The following is an 18,894-nucleotide window of genomic DNA, read 5'->3' as shown; positions in this document are numbered from 1 at the left end:
GCGGTGCGCATCCACAGAATGAGACTCAGGCTGTACGGCATCGCCTTCCTCGCCGTGCTCGCACTGCTGCTGTCGCTCGCGGTGGCCGTCTACCAGCAGGCGTTCACGTCCGTCGTGCCCATCACCCTGGAGGCCGGCACCCTCGGCAACCAGCTCGGTCCGCGCGCCGATGTCAAGCTGCGCGGGCTGCTGGTCGGCGAGGTGCGCGAGGTGCACGCGGACGGCACGAAGGCCACGCTCGACATCGCGCTCGATCCCCGGTACGTCCCGTACATCCCCTCGGACGTGCACGCCCGCCTTCTGCCCAAGACGCTGTTCGGCGAGAAGTACGTCGACCTGGTCCCGCCCCCGCGTTCTGCGCGGTCGTCGGCTCGGCCCATCCGCGCCGGAGACGTCATCACCCAGGACCGCACGAAGGTCGGCATCGAGGTGCAGCAGCTGATGAACGACCTGCTGCCGCTGCTGCGCACGGTCCAGCCGGGTGAACTCAACGCCACGCTCTCGGCGTTCGCCACAGCGCTGGAGGGCCGCGGTGACCGGATCGGTGACAACCTCACCCGGGTCGAGGGTTATCTGCGCCGTCTCAACCCGCACATGCCCTCCCTCAAGGAGGACATCTCGCGGTTCGCGGACGTCACCGAGGTGTACGGCGACGCCGCGCCCGACCTGATGCGGATCCTGCGCAACACGGTCACCACCAGCCGCACGATCGTCGACAAGAAGGAGCAGCTGGCCGCCGCGCTCCGCTCGACCGCTTCCGTGGCGGACACGGCGAACGACTTCCTGTCCGAGAACGGGGACCGGCTGATCACCCTGGGCCGGGTCTCCCGCCCCACGTTGGAGCTGTTCGCCCGCTACTCCCCCGAGTACCCGTGCCTGTTCCACGGACTGGTCCGGCAGGAGAAGGCCTCGGAGGACGCGTTCCGGGGTGGCGAGATGCGGATCACCCTCGAAGTCGTCCGGCCGCAGGGAGCGTACCAGCCTGGTGAGGAGCCGGTGTACGGCGAACGGTCCGGCCCGAACTGCCGTGGCCTGCCGCATCCTCAGGTGCCCGGCCCGAAACCCCATCTCAATGACGGTACGTCGGCCGGAGGTTCCGGCGGCGCACTCCCCGGAGGTGTCAACGTGTCCGCCACCCGGGCCGAGCAGCGGGCCGTCGGCTCGCTCGTGGCCCCCGTCATGGGCGTCCCCGCCGACCAGGTGCCGCCGGTCGCGACCCTGCTGTTCGGTCCGCTCGCGCGCGGAACGGCGGTGAGTGTCGCATGAGCAGGTCAGGAGCCCGGCAGACCGCTGCCCCGCTGGTCAAGTTCAGCCTCTTCGCACTGGTCACGATCGCGGCGACGGCGCTGCTCGCCGCCACCATCGTCAACATCTCCTTCACTCCGAAGGACACCTACCACGCCGTGTTCACCGACGTCACCGGGCTGGAGACCGGCGACGACATCCGCGTGGCCGGAGTGCGGGTGGGAGAGGTCGAGGGCATCCGGGTCAAGGACCGGACCCTGGCGGAGGTCACGTTCACCGTCAGCGCGGTCCGGCCGCTGCTCGCGGGGACCCACGCGGTCGTCCGCTACCGCAACCTGGTCGGGCAGCGGTACATCGCGCTCACCGAAGGCCCCGGCGACGTCACCGCCCGGCTGCGGCCGGGCGGCACCATCCCGCTGTCCCGTACCCAGCCGGCGCTGGACCTCAACGCCCTGCTGAACGGCTTCAAGCCGCTGTTCGCCGCGCTCAGCCCGAGCGACGTCAACCAGCTCGCCACCGAGATCGTCCGGACCCTCCAGGGCGAGGGTGGCACGGTGAACAGCCTCCTCGCGCACACGGCCTCGCTCACCACCACCCTCGCCGACCGCGACAAGCTGATCGGCTCGGTGGTCGACAACCTCAACACCGTCCTGGACACGCTCGACAAGCGCGGCTCCCGCTTCTCCGGGCTGCTCACACAGCTGCGCCGGGTGGTCTCGGGGCTGGCCGCCGACCGCAAGCCCATCGGGAAGTCGCTGGTGAGCGTCGGTGACCTCACCGACGTCACGTCGGGGCTGCTGAAGGACGCGCGTCCACCGCTGAAGGACGACATCGCCGGGCTCGGCGATCTCACCGGAACCCTGAACAAGAACGAGCACACCGTGGAGGGCGTCCTGAAGCGGCTGCCGAACAAGCTCAACGAGCTGACCGGAACGGCGTCCTACGGCTCCTGGTTCAACTTCTACCTCTGCGACTTCGACGGCCGGATCGTGCTGCCGAAGACCAAGCAGGTGATCTCCCCGGACCTGCACGTGGCGCGGGCGAGGTGTGGCGGATGAGACTGCGTGTCCTACGTCGGCGCCGTCCTGAGCCGCTGGTGAAGGTACGGGTCCTGCCGCCGAAGCTGCCGAAACTCCCCCGGCTGCTGCCGAAGCGCAAGCCCCGCCCCCAGCCGCTGGTCAAGGTACGCGTCCTGCCGCCGAAGCTGCCCAGGATCCGGCTCAAGCGCCCACGCCTGAAGCCCTTCCGCGAGAGGAACCCTGTCGTCGTAGGCGCCGTCGGCCTCACCGTCCTCGCCCTGCTCACGTTTGCCGCCTTCAACGCCGACAGCCTGCCGCTGATCGGCGGCGGCAACACCTACAGCGCGGCCTTCTCCGAGGCCGGCGGGCTCAAGCCGGGCGACGAGGTACGGATCGCCGGGGTCAAGGTCGGCAAGGTCGAGGGCGTCGACCTGGACGGCGATCACGTCAAGGTCACCTTCAAGGTGAAGGGCCATTCCGGGTTCGGCACCGACACGGGCGCGGCGATCCGCGTCAAGACGATCCTCGGCGCGAAGTACCTGGCCCTGTACCCGAAGGGGCCCGGCCAGTTGAAGCCGGGCAGCGAGATCCCGCTCGGCCGGACCGTGTCGGCGTACGACGTCGTCCAGGCCTTCAGCGACCTGACGACCACCGCCGAGGCGGTCGACACGGACCGGCTCGCGAAGGCGCTGGACACCATCTCCCTCACCTTCCAGGACTCCCCCGAGGAGGTGCGGGCGTCGATCAAGGGACTGTCACGGATCTCCAGGACCGTCGCCTCCCGTGACCAGGCGCTGCGCGGGCTCCTCGACCATGCGAACGGGGTCACCAAGGTGCTGGCCGGTCACACCAAGGACTTCTCCGCTCTGGTGAAGGACGGTGACGCGCTGTTCAAGGAGATCCACAACCGGCGCGCGGCGATCCACACGCTGCTCAAGAGTTCCGCGCTGCTGGGCATCGAGCTGTCCGGCCTGGTCGACGACAACAGCAAGGAGATCGGGCCCGCACTGAAGAACCTCAACACCTTCCTGAAGATGCTCGAACGCAACCAGGCGAGCCTCGACCGCAGCGTCCAGCTCCTCGCCCCCTACGTGCGGCTGTTCACCAACACCCTCGGAAACGGCCGCTGGTTCGACTCCTACGTCCAGAACATGGTCGCCGCCCCGGTCACGCCACGGACGGGAGGCACCCGATGACCCGCAGACTCCTGGCCCTGTTCACCGCGCTCGCGGTCGTCGCCGGCCTCGCCGTCGTCCTCTGGCCGGGCCCCGGCCCCGTCCGCGTCACGGCGTACTTCCCGCGCACCGTCGGCATCTACCCCGGCTCGGACGTCCGCGTCCTCGGCGTCCGCATCGGCGAGATCAGGAAGATCACACCGGAGGGCGACCGGGTTCGGGTGGAGCTGGAGTACGACCGGGGGCGCAAGGTCCCCGCCGACGCACAGGCCGCCATCGTCAACTCCTCGGTGGTCAGCGACCGTTACGTGCAGCTGCTGCCGGTGTACCGCAAGGGCGCGGTCATGCGGGACGGAGACGTCATCCCCGAGTCCCGTACGGCCGTCCCCGTCGAGCTGGACCGGATCTTCGACAGCCTGCACACCACCGCCGAGGCGCTCGGCCCGAACGGCGCCAACAGGCAGGGCTCGCTGTCCCGGCTGCTAGGGGTGAGCGCGGACAACCTCCGGGGGCAGGGCCAGAACCTCAACCAGACGGTGGACAACCTGTCCCAGGCGGTCACCACGCTGTCCGACGGGCGCGGCGACCTGTTCGGGACCGTACGGAACCTTCAGGTGTTCACGGCCGCGCTGGCGGCGGACGACACCAGCGTGCGGTCGTTCAACACCGACCTCGCCGACGTGGCCGGGCAGCTGGCCGGGGAGCGCAAGGATCTCGCCGCCGCGCTGAAGTACCTGGCCGCCGCACTCGGTGACGTGGCCGGCTTCGTGAAGGGCAACAAGAAGGCGCTGACCTCGGACGTGCAGGGCCTGGCCAGGGTCACCAAGGTCCTCGTCACCCAACGGGCCGCACTGGAGGAACTGTTGACCGTCGCGCCCACGGGCCTGTCGAACCTGCAGAACGCCTACAACCCCGCCGCCGGCACCCTCGACACCCGCAACAACGCGCAAGCCTCTCAGGATCCGTCATCGCTGCTCTGCTCGATCCTGAAGACGACCGGCGACGACCACGACAATTGCGCCGGGCTGAAGAAGCTCTTCGACTCCCTGCCCAAGGTGCCGTCGGCCCCGGCGTCGACGGGCGCGGTCGACAAGACCCTCGGCGGAATCCTGGGGGCACCGGCATGAGGGGGAAGCGCTCGGGGCGGGTGGCCGCCTGGACGGCGATCGGCTCGCTGCTGCTGACCGGCTGCGAGTTCAACGGCTGGTACGACGTCCCGCTCCCCGGCGGCGCCGCCTCGGACGGCCACGCCTACCACGTCACCGTCGAGTTCCGGGACGTCCTGGACCTGGTGCCGCAGTCGGCAGTCAAGGTCGACGACGTCACCGTGGGCACGGTCGAGAAGGTGGAACTGGACGGCTGGCACGCGCGGGTACGGCTGCGCATCGCCGACTCGGTGAAGCTGCCCGGCAACGCGGTCGCCGACCTGAGGCAGACAAGCATGCTCGGCGAGAAGTACGTCGCCCTGTCCGCGCCGGCCGGCGCCACGCCCGTCGGACGGCTCCACGACGGCGACCTCGTCCCGCTGTCCCGCAGCGGCCGCAACCCGGAGGTCGAGGAGGTGCTCTCGGCCCTGTCCGCGCTGCTCAACGGCGGTGGGGTGGCCCAGCTGAAGACGATCACCGTCGAGCTGAACAAGGCCCTCGGCGGCCGCGAGGACCGGGTCAGGTCCCTGCTGAAGCAGCTCGACACGTTCCTCGGCGGCCTCGACGACCAGCGGGCGGAGATCGTGCGCGCGTTGAAGGGCGTCGACCGGCTCGCAAAGCGGCTGAAGAAGGAGAAGAAGACGATCGTCCTGGCCGTCGACACCATGCCGCCCGCCCTGAAGGCCCTCGCCGACCAGCGCAAGGACCTGACGAAGATGCTCACCGCCCTGTCCGGACTCGGCAAGACCGGCACCAGGGTGGTGAACGCCTCCCACGACGACACCGTCGCCGACCTGAAGAAGCTCCAGCCCATCCTGCAGGAGCTGAACAAGGTGGGCGACGACCTGCCCAACTCCCTGGAGATCCTCACCACTTACCCGTTCCCGCGCAACGCGACGGACGCCGTCAAGGGCGACTACGTCAACCTGAAGATCACCGCCGACCTCGACCTGGCGGACCTGTACGGCAACATCACCGGCAAGCCGGTCAAGGGCGGGAAGTCCCCGGCCCCCGGGACCCCGCACCTTCCCGGCCTCCCCACTCCCGCCCCTCTCCCGTCCATCCCGTCCCTGCCGGGCACCCCGTCCGCGCCCCCCGTTCCCTCCGCACCCGCCGTGCCCTCGACGCCCTCCGACGGCAGCACCCTGCTGTGCCCGCCTGTGTGCACCGCGGCCTACAGCCCCGAGGGCGGCTCGCGTCGTCTCCCGCCCGGGATCGATCTCGGCCTCGCCGAGCTGATGCTGAAGGGGATAATGCCGTGATCACACGTACGGTCAGGGCCCAGCTGCTCGCCTTCGCAACCGTCACGGCCCTCGGGGTGTCGTACGTCGGCGCCCGGTACACGGGCCTCGTGGACGACGTCCTGCACCGCGGGTACACCGTGCGCGCCGACTTCGCCGAGTCCGGGGGCGTCTTCCCCGGCGCCGAGGTCACCTACCGGGGCGTGCCGGTGGGCCGCGTGGGCGATCTGCAGCTGACCGGGTCCGGGGTCTCGGTGGCGCTGAAGATCGAGGACGGCGCCCCGAGGATCCCGGCCGACACGCTCGCGGTGGTCGCCGACCGTTCGGCGGTGGGCGAGCAGTACGTCGACCTCCAGCCGCGGCGGTCGGGCGGGCCGTACCTCATGGACGGCAGCCCGATCCCGCGCAGCCGCACCCGGACCCCGCTGCCGGTCACCGACCTGGTCCTCAGCCTCGACCAGCTGGTCAACTCGGTCGGCAAGGACGATCTGCGGGTCACCGTGGACGAGCTGGGCAAGGCCTTCGCCGGCACCGGACGGAACCTGAGCCGGCTGGTGGACTCCGGCAACGCGCTGGTGGAATCGGCATCCGAGTCACTCCCCCAGACGGTCTCGCTGATCGAGGACTCGCGGAAGGTGCTCAAGACACAGGCCGACCAGGGCTCGGCCATCAAGTCGTTCTCCCGCGACCTGGCCACGCTCAGCGAGCAGCTGAAGTCGAGCGACGGCGATCTGCGCAGGCTGATCGGCAACACCGCGCCCGCCGCCCAGCAATTGGACTCCCTGCTGAAGTCCACCCGGCCGCACGTACCGGTCCTGCTGGCCAACCTCATCAGCGGCGGCCAGATCACCCTGGCCCGGCTGCCCGGCGTCGAACAGGCCCTGGTCACGCTCCCGCTCACGGTCGCGGGCAGCTACACGGTCATCCCCGGCGACGGCACCACCCACTTCGGGCTGACCGTGAACGCCGACGACCCGCCCGCGTGCACCCAGGGCTACGGCACCCAGCGGCGCGACCCCGCCGACACCGGCACGCGCCCGGCGAACACCGGCGCGCGCTGCACGGCACCGCGCGGCAGCACGACCTCGGTGCGCGGTGCCCAGAACGCGCCCGGCCCGGCCACCGGCCGGTACGGCGCCGACCAGGCCGCGTTCGTGGCCCCGTACGACCCGGAGACCGGCACCGTGACCGGCCCGGACGGCACGCCCGTCGAGATCGGCTCGACGGGCGGCGAACAGACCGTGTTCGGAAAGGAGTCGTGGCAATGGCTGCTCGTGGGACCGATGGCGTGACAGGGGGCCGGGCGAGGCTGTTGTCGGCGGGGCTCGTCGCCGCGACCGTGCTGACGACCGTGCTGTGTGTCTGGCTGGGCCTGAAGCTGTCCGACCAGCACGCGGCGGAGCAGCGCCGTCAGGACATCCTGGCGGCGGCCCGCCAGTCGGCGCTGAACTTCACCTCGCTCGACTACCGGCACTACGACCGGGACAGCCGCACCGTGCTGCAGGGCGCCACCGGTGACTTCAAGAAACAGTTCGCCGCGCAGACCGCGCAGCTGACGAAGCTCGTCGCCCAGAACAAGTCGGTGTCCGAGGGGCAGGTCCTGGAAGCGGGCATCGTGCGGTCCGACGCGCGCTCGGCCCGGGTCCTGGTCACGGCCGACAGCAAGGTGACCAACACCGCGGCGCCCGAGGGCCAGACGCGCACCTACCGGCTCCAGCTCGACCTCGTGCGCGTGGCAGGCCGCTGGCTGACCTCCGATGTCGCGTTCGTGGGCTGACCCGATGAGGCCATCAATGAGGAGAGACACCGTGGCGAACCCGACCTCCCGCACCCGTGGCACCGGCTCCCCGGCCCGCCGCACCATGACCGCGGCCGCCCGCGCGGCGGCCAAGCGCGCCGGGCGACCGACGCACCCCGAGCGCGCTGACCGCCAGGAAGAGGAAGCCATCCCCGGGCGCACCCTGCTCGTCGAGCCCCCGGCGGACGGCTGGGAGGACCCGCCGGAGCCCGAGCCCGAGCCCTTCGAGGATCAGCCGGAGGAAAGCGCGCCCTCGCGCAGGGTCGGACGGAGCGTGCTCACCACGGTGCTGGGCCTCGTCCTCGTGGCGGCCCTGATCATGGCCGCCGTCCTCGGGTGGCAGTACCGGCAGGGGCGGCAGGCGGAGCAGGCCCGGGGCGAGGCCCTCGCGGCCGCGCGGAAGGCGGCGCCGGTCGTGCTGTCGTACGACTACCGGCACCTGGACCGGGACTTCGCCCGGGCCCGCGCCCTGCTGACCGGGCACTTCCGCGACCAGTACGGCAGGACGACGAAGACGGTGGTCGCGCCGACAGCGACGAGGTACCACGGCGTGGTGAAGGCGACCGTGGCCACACCCTCCGACGGCGGCACCCCTGCTGCGTCCGTCGTGTCGGCCACACCGGACAAGGCCGTCGTCCTGCTCTTCGTCAACCAGGTCACCCAGAGCACCCAGGTCGCGGAGCCCCGGCTGGACCTGAACCGGGTGCGATTGACGCTCACGCGCACCTCCGACAGCTGGAAGGTGAGTGGCGTCGACGCCCTCTGACCAGGCGTATGAATTCACGGTGATTCGAAGACATCATGCCGAGCACGTTCTAATTCATAACTCCCTCACTTTCTTGGTTCGTCCTCACAGAGGGGCCCTGATCGGGTAAGAGGCAAAGAAAGCGGCGGATTAACTGACGCTAAGAGGTCGTTTTATCCGCTGTTTTATCCCAGAATTGGTTGTTTAGAGGTTGTCTCACGTGGGCAGATTCCTGAGTTCCTTGCAGCAGGTCGGGGCGGTGGCCATAGCTGACCACGGCTCCGCCAGTCGTTGCGGAGCGCGTACGGGATCTTGAGACCATGAGCAGCCCATGGCAGGCTCGTGCCGCATGATCGATGAGTTCGCGAAAGACAACCTGCACAAGAGACTGCGGCGGGACCGTGAGGCGCTGCTCTGGAAGCTCGATGGCTTGTCCGAATACGACGCGCGCCGGCCTCTGACAGCGACCGGGACCAACCTCCTCGGCCTGGTCAAACACGTGGCCACGGTCGAGGCCAGGTACTTCGGTGAGGTCTTCGACCGCCCTTCTCCGGAACCGCTGTGCCGATGGCAGGACTCCGACGGCAGCGATCAATGGGCGGCCGAGAACGAGACGCGCGATCAGATCATCGGGTTCTACCGGCGCACGTGGGAACACTCGGACGCGACGATCAACGAGCTTGCCCTCAATGCCCCCGGCCACGTGCCCTGGTGGTCGGAGCCTTATCCGAACACGAACCTGTTCGCCATCATGGTTCATGTCCTCGGTGAGACCATTCGGCATGCCGGGCACGCAGACATCTTGCGCGAGGGCGTCGACGGCCGGACCGGGGTGCGCGCCGAAAACGAGCAGCCGATCGACGAGGAAGCCCGTGCAGCCTACTTCGCGAAGATCGAGCAGGCCGCCAGGACGGCCGCACCAACCAAGGCTTAGAAGGCTGTCCCACGACGTGACGTGATGTTCGAGCGGCATGATGCCGGCCGTGAGTGCTGATCTGTCGAAGCGTCTGGTTCCTGATGCACTATGGGAGCTGGTCGCCCCGTTATTGCCGTCGTTCGCGGCTCGACCGCAAGGTGGTGGGACCGCTCCGTGTGACGAGCGGGCCGTGTTCACGGCAGTGGTGTACGTCCTGACCAGCGGCTGTGCCTGGCGGCATCTGCCGCCGACGTTCGGCACGTCGCCCGCCACCGCGCATCGCCGCTTCACAGTATGGACCGAGGCCGGCCTATGGCGTCGGCTCCACCGGGCGGTGCTGGACGAACTCGGGGCCTGGGGCGAGGTGGACTGGACGTCGGCGATCGTCGACGCGGCCTCCGTTCGCTCCAAAAGGGGGGATCGCTGACCGGGCCGAACCCGGTCGATCGCGGCAAGAAGGGCAGCAAGCTGCACGTGCTGTCCGATGCCCAGGGCGTCCCACTCACCGTCGCCGTGTCCGGCGCGAACATGCACGACAACCTCGCCCTCAAGCCGCTCGTCCTCGGCATCCCCGCCATCCGGTCCCGTCGGGGACCACGGCGACGCCGCCCCGTCAAACTCCGCGCGGACAAGGCGTACTTTTCCGCCGACCACCTGGCCTGGCTGCGCGAGCGTGGGCTCGTCGCGCGCATCGCGCGGCCAGGCGTCGAGTCCGGCGAACGCCTGGGTCGGCACCGCTGGAGGATCGAGCGGTCGATCGCTTGGCTCTTCGGCTACCGCCGCTTGACCGTCCGGTATGAACGAAAGGGCTCACACTTCCTCGCCTTCCTCGGCCTGGCTGCTGCCCTGACCTGCTACAAGAAGCTCGCGAAACTTGCCACGTGAGACACCCTCTTAGTGACTGTTTTCGGATCGCGCCAGGAGATGGTGGCTTCGCCGGTGAGGCGGAGAGCCATGAGGTCGGTCGTGGCGAGGTGGACGGTGTCCGCCACAGGTCAGCTCTTCGGGACGGCGTCGGCGAAGGCGGTGCGCAGGTGTGCCGCGGCCTGCTCCACGGCCCGGCGGGCCGCGTCGAGCGTGCCGGACATGGTGAAGAAGCCGTGGGCCATCCCCGGGTAGCGGGTCGATTCGGCGGGCACCCCGCTCTCCCGCAGCCGCTGGACATAGCTCTCCCCCTCGTCGCGCAGCGGGTCGTACTCGGCGGTGATCACCAGTGCGGGCGGCAGACCGGAGTGGTCGGGGGCGCGCAGTGGGGAGGCGAGGGGATGGGTGCCGTCCTCGGGGGTGGCGAGGTAGTTGTCCCAGTACCAGTGCACCGACTTGTCGTTGAAGAGCAGCGGGTCGGTGTTCTCCCGGCGGGACGGGGTGTCCGCCAGATGGTCCGTGTTCGGGTAGACGAGCAACTGGGTCAGGATGTCCGGGCCACCCGCGTCACGGGCCATGAGGGTCACGGCCGCGGCGAGGTTGCCGCCGGCGCTGTCACCGGCGACGGCCAGGCGGCTCGCGTCCCCGCCGAACTCCTCGGCGTGCTCGGCGGCCCACCGTACGCCCGCGAAGCAGTCCTGTGGTGCGGCGGGGAACTTGTGCTCGGGTGCCAGGCGGTAGCCGACGGCGACGGTGAGACAGCCGACGGAGTTGGCCAGGTTTCGGCAGAGCGCGTCACTCGTGTCCAGGGAGCCCAGGGTCCAGCCGCCGCCGAAGAAGTAGACGAGCACGGGCAGCGCGCCCTGGCCCGACGGCCGGTAGACGCGCACTGTAAGAGGCCCGCCGGGGCCGGGGATCGTGAGGTCGTGCACCTGGTCCACCGGCTCGGGTGTGCCGGCCTCGGCCTGGATGGCGGCGAGGTCGGCGGCCCGAGCCTCCTCGAGCGTCATGGTGTACAGCGGACGGATGCCCTCCGCCGCCCGGCGGTCATACAGGGTCTGCAACTGCGGATCAAATGGCATGGTGCCTCCGGTCCAGGCCCGCGAGCCCTGCGGTCACGGGCGGTTCAAGGGTGTCAGGTAGCAGCGACATGAAGTTTCCGTGCAGTACGGATTCGGCGCTGGCCATTTCCAAGAGAGCGACGAGTTCGAAGGCGAGCTGGGCGGAGTCCGTGTCCGTGCGGACCTCGCCCACTTCCTTGGCCTCGCCGATGGTCGCGACCACAGGACCGGGCAGCGCAGCAGAGCGGGTCTCCCCTGGATCACGAATGCCTGTACGAGCGCCCGATGTTCTGGCGACGTGCAGCGGGAACGAAAGGGTCACATGACAGGCTTGCCACACCAAAACAGGGCCTGCGACCCGTACCATCACTGCTCCAGGTGTTACTGCTTCAGCTTCCGCGCGTTCCCAGTCCGGAGGATCTACCTGACCTGATACGTCGGCCACCAGGACCCGAAAAATTCGGCCATACAGGAGGACATGATGTCTGGAAGCATCCCCTCAGCCACCGAACTGACATCGCAGTACATCAGCCAGGTGACCAGCGACCTCGAACGCAACGCCAAGGAGCAGGAACGCATCACGGCTGAAATCGCCGCGCTGCAGCAGCAACTGGCTGCTCTGCAGCATGACCACAGCGTCCTGGACACCATGCGGGAAGCACTCGGTGCCCAGGCCCACCCTGTACCGGCTGCTGAGCCGGCCGGCGCCTCCGTGCCCTCGCCCCGGAAGAAGGCCGCCACGGCCGCCGGTCGGCGCCGGCAGGCGAAGACCGGCACAGCTGCGCAGCCCGACGTTGCGAAGCGGCCCCGTAAGAAGGCCGCGACTGCAGCGCAGTCCGGAAGACCAGCTCAGCCCACCCTGGTGACACTCATCGACCAACACCTGACCAGCCAGAGCGAACCACGCTCAGCAGCCGAAATCACCGCCGCCCTCAGCCAGGCACACCCCGACCGGGACATCCAGGCGACGGTCGTGCGCAACACTCTCGAAAACCTTGTGGCAAGGAACAAGGCCCAACGCACCAAGCAGGGCCGCTCCGTCTTCTACACCGCGCACAACACGCCGGAACCGTCGGCATCCCCTGAGGCTGAGGAACAGCCCGACACCACTGAATAGCCTGCTGAAGACGCACTTTGGGGTTCCGCGGCCCTTCGCGGCACCGAACCTGCCGGCCTGGTGCTGTGCGCGTCTGGGGCTCCCGTACCGAGAACGGCCTGCGGCATCTGCTCAATGAGGGGGATCCGATGGGCGTTGGGTGCAGTTCCCTTCAAAGGAAGGCTCGCTGTCGCCCGGCCAAGCGAGTCGTCGTAAGTATGGTGTCGGCGCGGGTTCGCAGTGTGTGTGGTCGTCGTCGGCAATGCATTGGTCGGTCCAGGATCATCGTCTCGTCCACGGCACTGCAAGCCGCATGAACGCGGCCTGCGATCAGGGCCACTCGCGGAGGGAATCCAGGCCAATAGGCGCCGCTACCCCTGCTGCTGGCTGAAGCCCGAACCAATGAGTAGATCAGCACCGGCTGACAGCAGCTGCCATGCACGCCAGGATGCGCTCATGGACCAAGGGCTCGCGGCAGCACTCGGCGCAAGTGTTGGTGTGGCCGGCACTCTGGGCACAGCCTTTCTCACGTATGTGGCGGCGCGTCGCCAGTCAGATGAACAGGCAAAACTCGAACATCTTCGCAGCCTGCGAGCCGAGCGCCGTGAGGCATACCTGGCGGTGTTTCAGGCCGCTGAGTCCGTTGACCGGGCCATGATGCTCATAGCGGCGAGGGACGATGTGCCTGGTGCCAGCATGCGATCGGCTCCTGACGAAGAAGTGTTGCGCAACCTAGCTGACGCCCTCGGCGTGGCCGTACACGCGTTGTATGCCGCCCAGGCTCGCTTGGCCCTCGTGGGGCCCGACGATGCAAGACAGTCGGCAGTCGATGTTTGGGCAGCGGCACGTGAACTGCGCCGCTTTGTTGAGGAGGTTCGGCGAGGTGACGTGGCACCAGCTGAGTATCAGACCCGGTGTGGCGGTGCAGTCGATCGATACGAGCACGAGAGAACACGCTTTGCAAATCTGGTGAGATCAATCATGGAGGCACCCCCGAAATGACCGGCCGGTTCCACACCACAGTGTCCTACCGGTTCCGGAGCGCCTGCTCGGTGAAAGGGAGGCACACGCCCCGACCCGCTGAACCTACGCGGCCACAGCACTAGAAAGCGAGGAGTCGGACGAGCAGCACCACCAACGTCCCCCCGGTGAGCACCGACCCCACCACGGTGAACAGCTTGTCGACCGTCGCCGTGTCCCACCCCTGAATGGCAAACCGACGCGGGTCTTCCGGGTCGTATTGGACGGTGACCGTCGTTCCCACGCCGAGGCGCCTGCCGAGGGACCCACGGCCGAACCTGGACGGGTACTCGCACGCTCGCCCGTCCCGGGTCGTCCAGGCTGCGACCGGGTGGACGAATTTGACGCCTTCGTCGCTTCGCGTGACGTCGTGGCGGACGATGCGGCCCTTCACCGTGACGCCTGTGCGCCGGATAGCACTGGCGCGGCGGAGTCCGTACACGCCGAAGCAGAGGTGGACCACGCCAATCGTCAGCGGGATAAGCGAGAACAGCCAGCCGCGTTCCATGTGGGGTGTGACGCGTGCGTGGGGATGTCGGTTGCGAGTGGGCCGGGTCCGTCGCCGCCGGTGAATCTGTGAAACGCGCAGGCAGAGGGCCGGAGCGCCGGTGGATACTGCCGGGGTACCGGGCGGCTCCGGAGATGCGGTGGGCCTTCCGCCGGTGGCAGGACGACAGCCCGCTGCGGCGTGCCGCCTTGGCAGGCTGGCCTACCTCCAGCGGGGACGGCTGGCTGGAGGTGGTCCAGCCCACCGCTCGCGCCCGCTGAACGCTTTGGTCATCCGGCCAGGACCGAAGGCGGCAGCCTTCCACGGTTGAGGAACCGGTCCGTGCCCGAACTCACGGGGTTCTGTGCGACCTGGTGACCAGGCGATAGCCTCGTCTGTCAGCGACGCGCGGAGCTCAGCCCATGTGAAGGTCCGTATGGGTTCGAAATCTCCCGGGCCGCGGCCGACAGCAGTCTTCTCCTCTCCCAGGACTACTGATGCAGGGGGAGACAGTCGTTGCCGTGGGATGACCTCAAGTTGACCGACCTGAGCCGCCTGCGCCGTTCTCTGGCCGACGCCCTCCGTGATTACTACGGCGGTGAGGACGGCACAGCAGTGATGACGGTCGACGCGAGCTTGGCGAAGGGGCGCGTACCTGGCGATCCGCGGCAAGGACGGCTCGGTCCGGCCGCTGTACCTGTGGCTGGCCCCTGCGGAGCAGTTCGGAGGCGACGGCTCCAACAACCCCGAGAGGGGGCCGTACATGATGCAGAAGGTCATCCCCGTCGCGGAGTCGCCCCAGCGCCGGCCGCCGGCAGTAGCGGAGGCTCTGACGACCTGGGAGTCGCGATCATGGCAGGGGTGGCAGGAGTCGAACCTGCGGCATCCGGTTTTGGAGACCGGCGCTCTGGCCTCTGAGCTACACCCCTTCGATGGGAGTCAGCTTGGCACGCCCGGCACTCGATCTCCACGGGATTTCGACGGGGCAGTCTCGTGCTGCCGTGCCTGCGGGAGGGCGCTTCGACCTCGCTGACCGCGACCTGAGTGCCAATGGTTGCTCGGCTCGGAGGCTGTGCAGGACTGTGACGGCCTTGCCGAGGATGGTGGCACCGTTGCCGTCGATGGGCGCGGATCTGCGGCAACACGGCCTCCATTCTCGGCAGGGCCGTCGCCGTCATGCGCGGCGTGTGAGTGCGGGTCGAAGAGCAGGGGCCTTGAGGGCTGGACCAGTGGGGAGGTACTTCCGGGAGCTGCCTCATGAGTCGAAGGCCGTCCTCGCACTGTGCGGGCCGGACAATGTCGTCGTCGACGTCGCCGCGGCCGCACTGGCGACCCAGCGTGAGCGGTGGGAGCAGGAGAGGCGCTGCGCCCGGATCCATCGGCGCCTGCCCGCGGACCTGGCCGGGCTGGTGCCCGCAGATGTCGGTGCGCTGCGGTCCGGTCTGCTGGAGGAGCAGGAGTTCCGCACCAGCACCTACCAGGTTGAGCGGGACCGAGCCGTGCGGTGGCTGCGCGCCCTGACCGGCACGGCGGCCTATCTCGCCGCCGCGCACATGGTGCCTGCTCCGCTCGCTCTGGACGTGGTCACCACCGCCCCGCTCGACGAGCAGACCCGGGCCGCCCTGCGTCGGCCGGCCCCCTGGTCGCTCATCACGCACGACCCCGTTCCCCTGCGCGCGGCCGAGGCGGATGACGACGAGCTCGCCGCGCTCATCGAGGCCGGCGTATGTATGGGGCCGGAGCCCGTCATCCTCGGCGGCCTGCTCGCCGCCCAACCAGACAGGCAGCTCGACACGACGTCCGGGTTCCTGCTCATCTCCTCCTTCGACGCCAAAGGCCGGCGGTGCTGGATGCTGCAGCCGGCCGCGTTCGGCGACCACGCCGGAGGCCGCGTGCTGTACGGGTACGCCGCGCAGCTCGCGTTCGCCCAGTGGACGCCACCGCCCGTTCTCCCCGACCCCGGCCCGCGCCCCAGCTCGCGCAGCGCCCTGGGCAGGATCGCCACGAGCGAGGCCGTCGCCTGATCGACCGCCAGGTGTCACCCCTCCCCTCCTCCCAGCCTGCGCTCCTTCGCGAGCGCTGTCATGTCGTGAGCAGCCTTACCCCCCTGACGCGAGGCTCGCGACGTCATAAGAGCCGCACCAACGCGCCGGGCCTTCATGAAGGGGGCAGGTACTCCGATCACCCGGCGATGACGCCGAGTACGTGGACAACGCGGACAGCACCTGCGGAATCAGCTGAGGCCGCAACGCGGCAGGTCCAACACGTCTCGGCATGCGAGGGAGCGACGCGTAGGAGCCAGGAGCAGGCTGGATACGGGAGGTGGGTTGCCGTGGCGCACAACCAAGCCATTTCGCCCGTCGAGGGTGCGGCAGTACTGGAAGCTCTGTTCCACCAGTCCCCGACTGGCCTGATGGTCCTGGACACGGAGTTGCGAATCCTGCGGATCAACGTCGACACGCCGTTCCTGTACGAAGTGCCCCCTGAGCAGATCACGGGCCGACGCGTCACCGACGTGTATGACTTTTCGGCGCCCGGTGAGGTCGAGGCGATGCTGCACGGCGTGCTGGAGAGCGGCGCGCCCACACAGGGGCGACTGGTGGGAGTGCGTCCGAAGGGCGCGCCGGGGCCGGAGTACCTGTTCTCCGTCTCGGCGTCCCGCCTTGAGGATGCGCAGGGGAGGATCTTGGGGGTGCTGACGGAGATACTCGATGTCACCGAACGCGAAAAGGTACGTGCCCGTCTGCGCGTCCTCGGCGCGGTGCGCGAGCGCGTGGGACAGACCCTCGACGTGGTGGCCACCTGCGAGGAACTGGTGCAGGCGGTGGTGCCGGATCTTGCCGACATCGCCGTGGTGGAAGTGGTGGACGCGGTGGTGCGTGGCGAGGAACCTCCGCCAAGTCCTCTCGGACGGCAGGTGCCGCTGCGCCGTGCCGCCTTCGGCCGCAGTGGCGGCGAGGAGCAGGTTCAGGCACATCCGGTGGGTGACGTGCGCGCTCTGCCATTCCCGACGCCATACGCGCGGACGCTGACCGACCTCAAGCCCCGCCTCGTCGCCCTGGGCCCCGAAACACCCTGGTTGGCGGCCGTCCCGCAGCGCGCCGAGGCGATCCACGCCTCCGGTGCCCACAGCCTTATCACCACACCCCTGACTCTGCGGGGAACCGTGCTCGGACTGATGAGCCTTTACCGCACCGACCAGAGCGACGTCTACGACCAGGGCGATGTCACCCTCGCCGTCGCACTGGCCGCTCACACCGCCCTGTGCATCGACAACGCCCGCCGATACACCCGCGAACACACCATCGCCTTGACCATCCAGCGCCACCTGCTGCTTCCCGAGGCTGCGACGCAGACGACCGTTGAAACCGCGCACATACTGGTGCCCTCTGAGGTGGGCGGAGGTGGTGGGTTCGACACCTTCGCCCTGTCCGGCGCCCGTACCGCACTGGTCGTCGGCGAAGTGGCCGGCCAAGGCATCCACGCGGCCACAACCTTGGGACAGATAGGGACCGCCATGCACTCCCTGGCCGCGCTCGGCCTGGAGCCCGACGAGCTCCTCGCTCGCCTCAACGACACCGCAATACGTCTGGCCCAGGAACGCGCAGCTCTGCCGCCCGGCGATCCCATGCCGCTCAGGGGAAGCTGCGTGTACGCGGTCTACGACCCGCTCGCCCAGACGTGCACCATCGCCCTGGCCGGCCACCCCCCACCCGTGATCGCCCATCCCGACGGGAGTACCGAGATCCCTCACCTGCCGAGCGGACCTCCCCTGGGCAGTACCGAAGGGCCCCCCTTCGCTGCCACCACGGTCTCTGTCGCCGACGGCAGCATCCTCGCCTTCTACACCCCCTCCTTCCTGAACACCCCGCAATCCCCGGAGACCCTCCAACGGGTGCTGGCCCACACTGACCGGCCACTGCAGGATCTGTGCGACGACGTGCTCTACCGGCTGGGGATCGACACCCGCCACGGCGACGTCATCCTCCTCCTCGCCCGCACCCACACATTTCCCGCGGACCAGGTCGCCGCATGGCATCTCGACCACCACCCCAAAGCCGTTGCCACGGCGCGCGCCCACACCCAACACCAGCTCACCCATTGGGGAGTGGATGAGGAAACCGCCTACACCACCGAAATGGTCGTCAGCGAACTGGTCACCAACGCCATCCGCTACGGCACCCCGCCGGTGCGGTTGCGGCTCATCAAGGACCGCACGCTCACCTGCGAAGTCCACGACAGCAATGCCCTCGCGCCACGGCTGCGCCACGCGAAGACGGTCGACGAAGGCGGGCGCGGCTTGTTCATCGTCGCCCAACTCGCACAGTACTGGGGTGTCCGTTACTCCCTCGACGGCAAGACCGTCTGGGCCGAGCAGACTCTCCCGCCCGCAACCTCGCCCCGCCCCCAACAGCGGTCATAGCGACACCGAGGGCGCGCGGATCGTCGTCGGCCAGCCGTATGCGTCCCTAGAACACCTGGCCGATGCAGCCCGGACGGGTCAGCCAGTTCCGTGGGTCCCCTCCATCGCGCCGCGCATGGTGGTCAGCGGGCCACGACCGGGAAGAGCATGCAGCTGCTGGTGGCGTGGGCCAGGAGCCGGTCGTCGGAGTCGCGGAGCTCTGCCTGGGCGAGAGCGGTGCGGCGGCCGCTGTTGAGGACGGTGCCTATGGCGCGGACCTTGCCGGTGTCGACGGTGATCGGGCGCAGGAACTTCAAGGTCAGGTCGATCGAGGTGTATCCCATGCCCTGAGGCAGCACGGACTGCACCGCGCAGCCGGCCGCCGAGTCGAGCAGCGTGGCGTAGACGCCGCCGTGGACGCTGCCGATCGGGTTGTAGTGCTCCTCGCCCGGCACCAGGACGAAGACCGCCCGGCCGTGCTCGGCCTCCTCCAGGGTGAAGCCCAGGGTGGCGGCGATCGGCGGGGCGGGCAGGCGCCCGGCCAGGATCTCGCGGAGGAAGTCGAGGCCGCTGTGGTGAGGGACGGCGTCGGCGGAAATGGCAGGGTCTTCCCAGCCGAACACGCGTGATCTGTGTATTGCCGCTCCTGCCCGGTCGGTCGCGTCGGCACTCAGGGACTT

At 69.0% G+C, this 18,894-nt stretch carries 18 protein-coding genes and 1 tRNA gene; 14 read left to right on the top strand and 5 right to left on the bottom strand.

Annotation, left to right across the window (positions count from 1 at the left end; translation table 11 throughout):
• Window positions 1–18: 18 nt before the first annotated feature.
• From ACWD3E_RS38935 to ACWD3E_RS38890, 10 genes are all read left to right on the top strand, one after another.
• Window positions 19–1,266, top strand: a complete 1,248-nt coding sequence (locus tag ACWD3E_RS38935; RefSeq protein ID WP_451392218.1) for an MCE family protein — start codon at window positions 19–21, stop codon at window positions 1,264–1,266.
• Entirely contained in the window at window positions 1,263–2,303 is a 1,041-nt protein-coding gene (locus ACWD3E_RS38930; RefSeq protein ID WP_451392217.1) for an MCE family protein, read from the top strand. The genes ACWD3E_RS38935 and ACWD3E_RS38930 overlap by 4 nt, the downstream gene beginning before the upstream one ends.
• Window positions 2,300–3,460, top strand: coding sequence for an MCE family protein (locus tag ACWD3E_RS38925; protein WP_451392216.1), 1,161 nt, complete (start codon window positions 2,300–2,302; stop codon window positions 3,458–3,460). Before ACWD3E_RS38930 ends, ACWD3E_RS38925 begins: the two co-directional genes overlap by 4 nt.
• Window positions 3,457–4,566, top strand: a complete 1,110-nt coding sequence (locus ACWD3E_RS38920; protein WP_451392215.1) for an MCE family protein — start codon at window positions 3,457–3,459, stop codon at window positions 4,564–4,566. The genes ACWD3E_RS38925 and ACWD3E_RS38920 overlap by 4 nt, the downstream gene beginning before the upstream one ends.
• Complete coding sequence (locus tag ACWD3E_RS38915; protein ID WP_451392214.1) at window positions 4,563–5,846, top strand: MCE family protein; 1,284 nt, start codon at window positions 4,563–4,565, stop codon at window positions 5,844–5,846. The genes ACWD3E_RS38920 and ACWD3E_RS38915 overlap by 4 nt, the downstream gene beginning before the upstream one ends.
• The gene (locus tag ACWD3E_RS38910; protein WP_451392213.1) at window positions 5,843–7,117 is read left to right on the top strand and encodes an MCE family protein; all 1,275 of its coding nucleotides are present in this window, start codon (window positions 5,843–5,845) and stop codon (window positions 7,115–7,117) included. The genes ACWD3E_RS38915 and ACWD3E_RS38910 overlap by 4 nt, the downstream gene beginning before the upstream one ends.
• Complete coding sequence (locus ACWD3E_RS38905; RefSeq protein ID WP_451392212.1) at window positions 7,090–7,602, top strand: hypothetical protein; 513 nt, start codon at window positions 7,090–7,092, stop codon at window positions 7,600–7,602. The genes ACWD3E_RS38910 and ACWD3E_RS38905 overlap by 28 nt, the downstream gene beginning before the upstream one ends.
• A gap of 31 nt (window positions 7,603–7,633) precedes the next feature.
• Window positions 7,634–8,389, top strand: coding sequence for a hypothetical protein (locus tag ACWD3E_RS38900; RefSeq protein WP_451392211.1), 756 nt, complete (start codon window positions 7,634–7,636; stop codon window positions 8,387–8,389).
• Between the two features lie 328 nt (window positions 8,390–8,717).
• Window positions 8,718–9,302 (top strand): DinB family protein, encoded by a 585-nt coding sequence (locus ACWD3E_RS38895; RefSeq protein WP_451392210.1) that lies wholly within the window; start codon window positions 8,718–8,720, stop codon window positions 9,300–9,302.
• Between the two features lie 40 nt (window positions 9,303–9,342).
• Window positions 9,343–10,169, top strand: a protein-coding gene (locus ACWD3E_RS38890) for an IS5 family transposase (RefSeq protein WP_451392242.1) whose coding sequence is annotated in 2 segments (ribosomal slippage) — window positions 9,343–9,699 and window positions 9,702–10,169 — 825 coding nt in all. Because the reading frame shifts where the segments join, the coding sequence is not laid out codon by codon here.
• A gap of 110 nt (window positions 10,170–10,279) precedes the next feature.
• Here the strand turns inward: ACWD3E_RS38890 and ACWD3E_RS38885 are convergent.
• Window positions 10,280–11,230: an alpha/beta hydrolase gene (locus ACWD3E_RS38885; RefSeq protein ID WP_451392209.1), complete on the bottom strand. Its 951-nt coding sequence runs from the start codon at window positions 11,228–11,230 to the stop codon at window positions 10,280–10,282.
• Window positions 11,220–11,432: a TetR family transcriptional regulator C-terminal domain-containing protein gene (locus ACWD3E_RS38880; protein WP_451392208.1), complete on the bottom strand. Its 213-nt coding sequence runs from the start codon at window positions 11,430–11,432 to the stop codon at window positions 11,220–11,222. The genes ACWD3E_RS38885 and ACWD3E_RS38880 overlap by 11 nt, the downstream gene beginning before the upstream one ends.
• Before the next feature lie 258 nt (window positions 11,433–11,690).
• Between ACWD3E_RS38880 and ACWD3E_RS38875 the strand changes: the two genes are divergently transcribed.
• Together ACWD3E_RS38875 and ACWD3E_RS38870 are read left to right on the top strand one after the other, a co-directional pair.
• Window positions 11,691–12,326 (top strand): hypothetical protein, encoded by a 636-nt coding sequence (locus ACWD3E_RS38875; protein WP_451392207.1) that lies wholly within the window; start codon window positions 11,691–11,693, stop codon window positions 12,324–12,326.
• A gap of 435 nt (window positions 12,327–12,761) precedes the next feature.
• Window positions 12,762–13,307, top strand: coding sequence for a hypothetical protein (locus ACWD3E_RS38870; RefSeq protein ID WP_451392206.1), 546 nt, complete (start codon window positions 12,762–12,764; stop codon window positions 13,305–13,307).
• A gap of 100 nt (window positions 13,308–13,407) precedes the next feature.
• On the opposite strand, the gene ACWD3E_RS38865 is transcribed toward ACWD3E_RS38870, so the two are convergent.
• Both ACWD3E_RS38865 and ACWD3E_RS38860 read right to left on the bottom strand, forming a co-directional pair.
• On the bottom strand, window positions 13,408–13,833 hold the full coding sequence (locus ACWD3E_RS38865; RefSeq protein WP_451392205.1) for a DUF3592 domain-containing protein: 426 nt from the start codon (window positions 13,831–13,833) through the stop codon (window positions 13,408–13,410).
• 832 nt (window positions 13,834–14,665) lie between these two features.
• A tRNA-Trp gene (locus tag ACWD3E_RS38860) sits at window positions 14,666–14,741 on the bottom strand.
• Between the two features lie 300 nt (window positions 14,742–15,041).
• On the opposite strand from ACWD3E_RS38860, the gene ACWD3E_RS38855 reads away from it, so the two are divergent.
• Entirely contained in the window at window positions 15,042–15,836 is a 795-nt protein-coding gene (locus tag ACWD3E_RS38855) for a hypothetical protein (protein ID WP_451392204.1), read from the top strand.
• Between the two features lie 65 nt (window positions 15,837–15,901).
• The gene (locus ACWD3E_RS38850; RefSeq protein ID WP_451392203.1) at window positions 15,902–18,235 is read left to right on the top strand and encodes a SpoIIE family protein phosphatase; all 2,334 of its coding nucleotides are present in this window, start codon (window positions 15,902–15,904) and stop codon (window positions 18,233–18,235) included.
• Between the two features lie 122 nt (window positions 18,236–18,357).
• Here ACWD3E_RS38850 and ACWD3E_RS38845 read toward each other — a convergent pair whose 3' ends face one another.
• Window positions 18,358–18,852 carry a PaaI family thioesterase gene (locus ACWD3E_RS38845; RefSeq protein WP_389180957.1) on the bottom strand — a complete coding sequence of 165 codons (495 nt, stop codon included), beginning with the start codon at window positions 18,850–18,852 and terminating at the stop codon, window positions 18,358–18,360.
• Between the last annotated feature and the right edge of the window lie 42 nt (window positions 18,853–18,894).

This window comes from Streptomyces sp. NPDC002676, from assembly GCF_053592455.1.
Note: the sequence above shows the minus strand (reverse complement) of the source record. Positions and strands in the feature narration are given on the sequence as shown.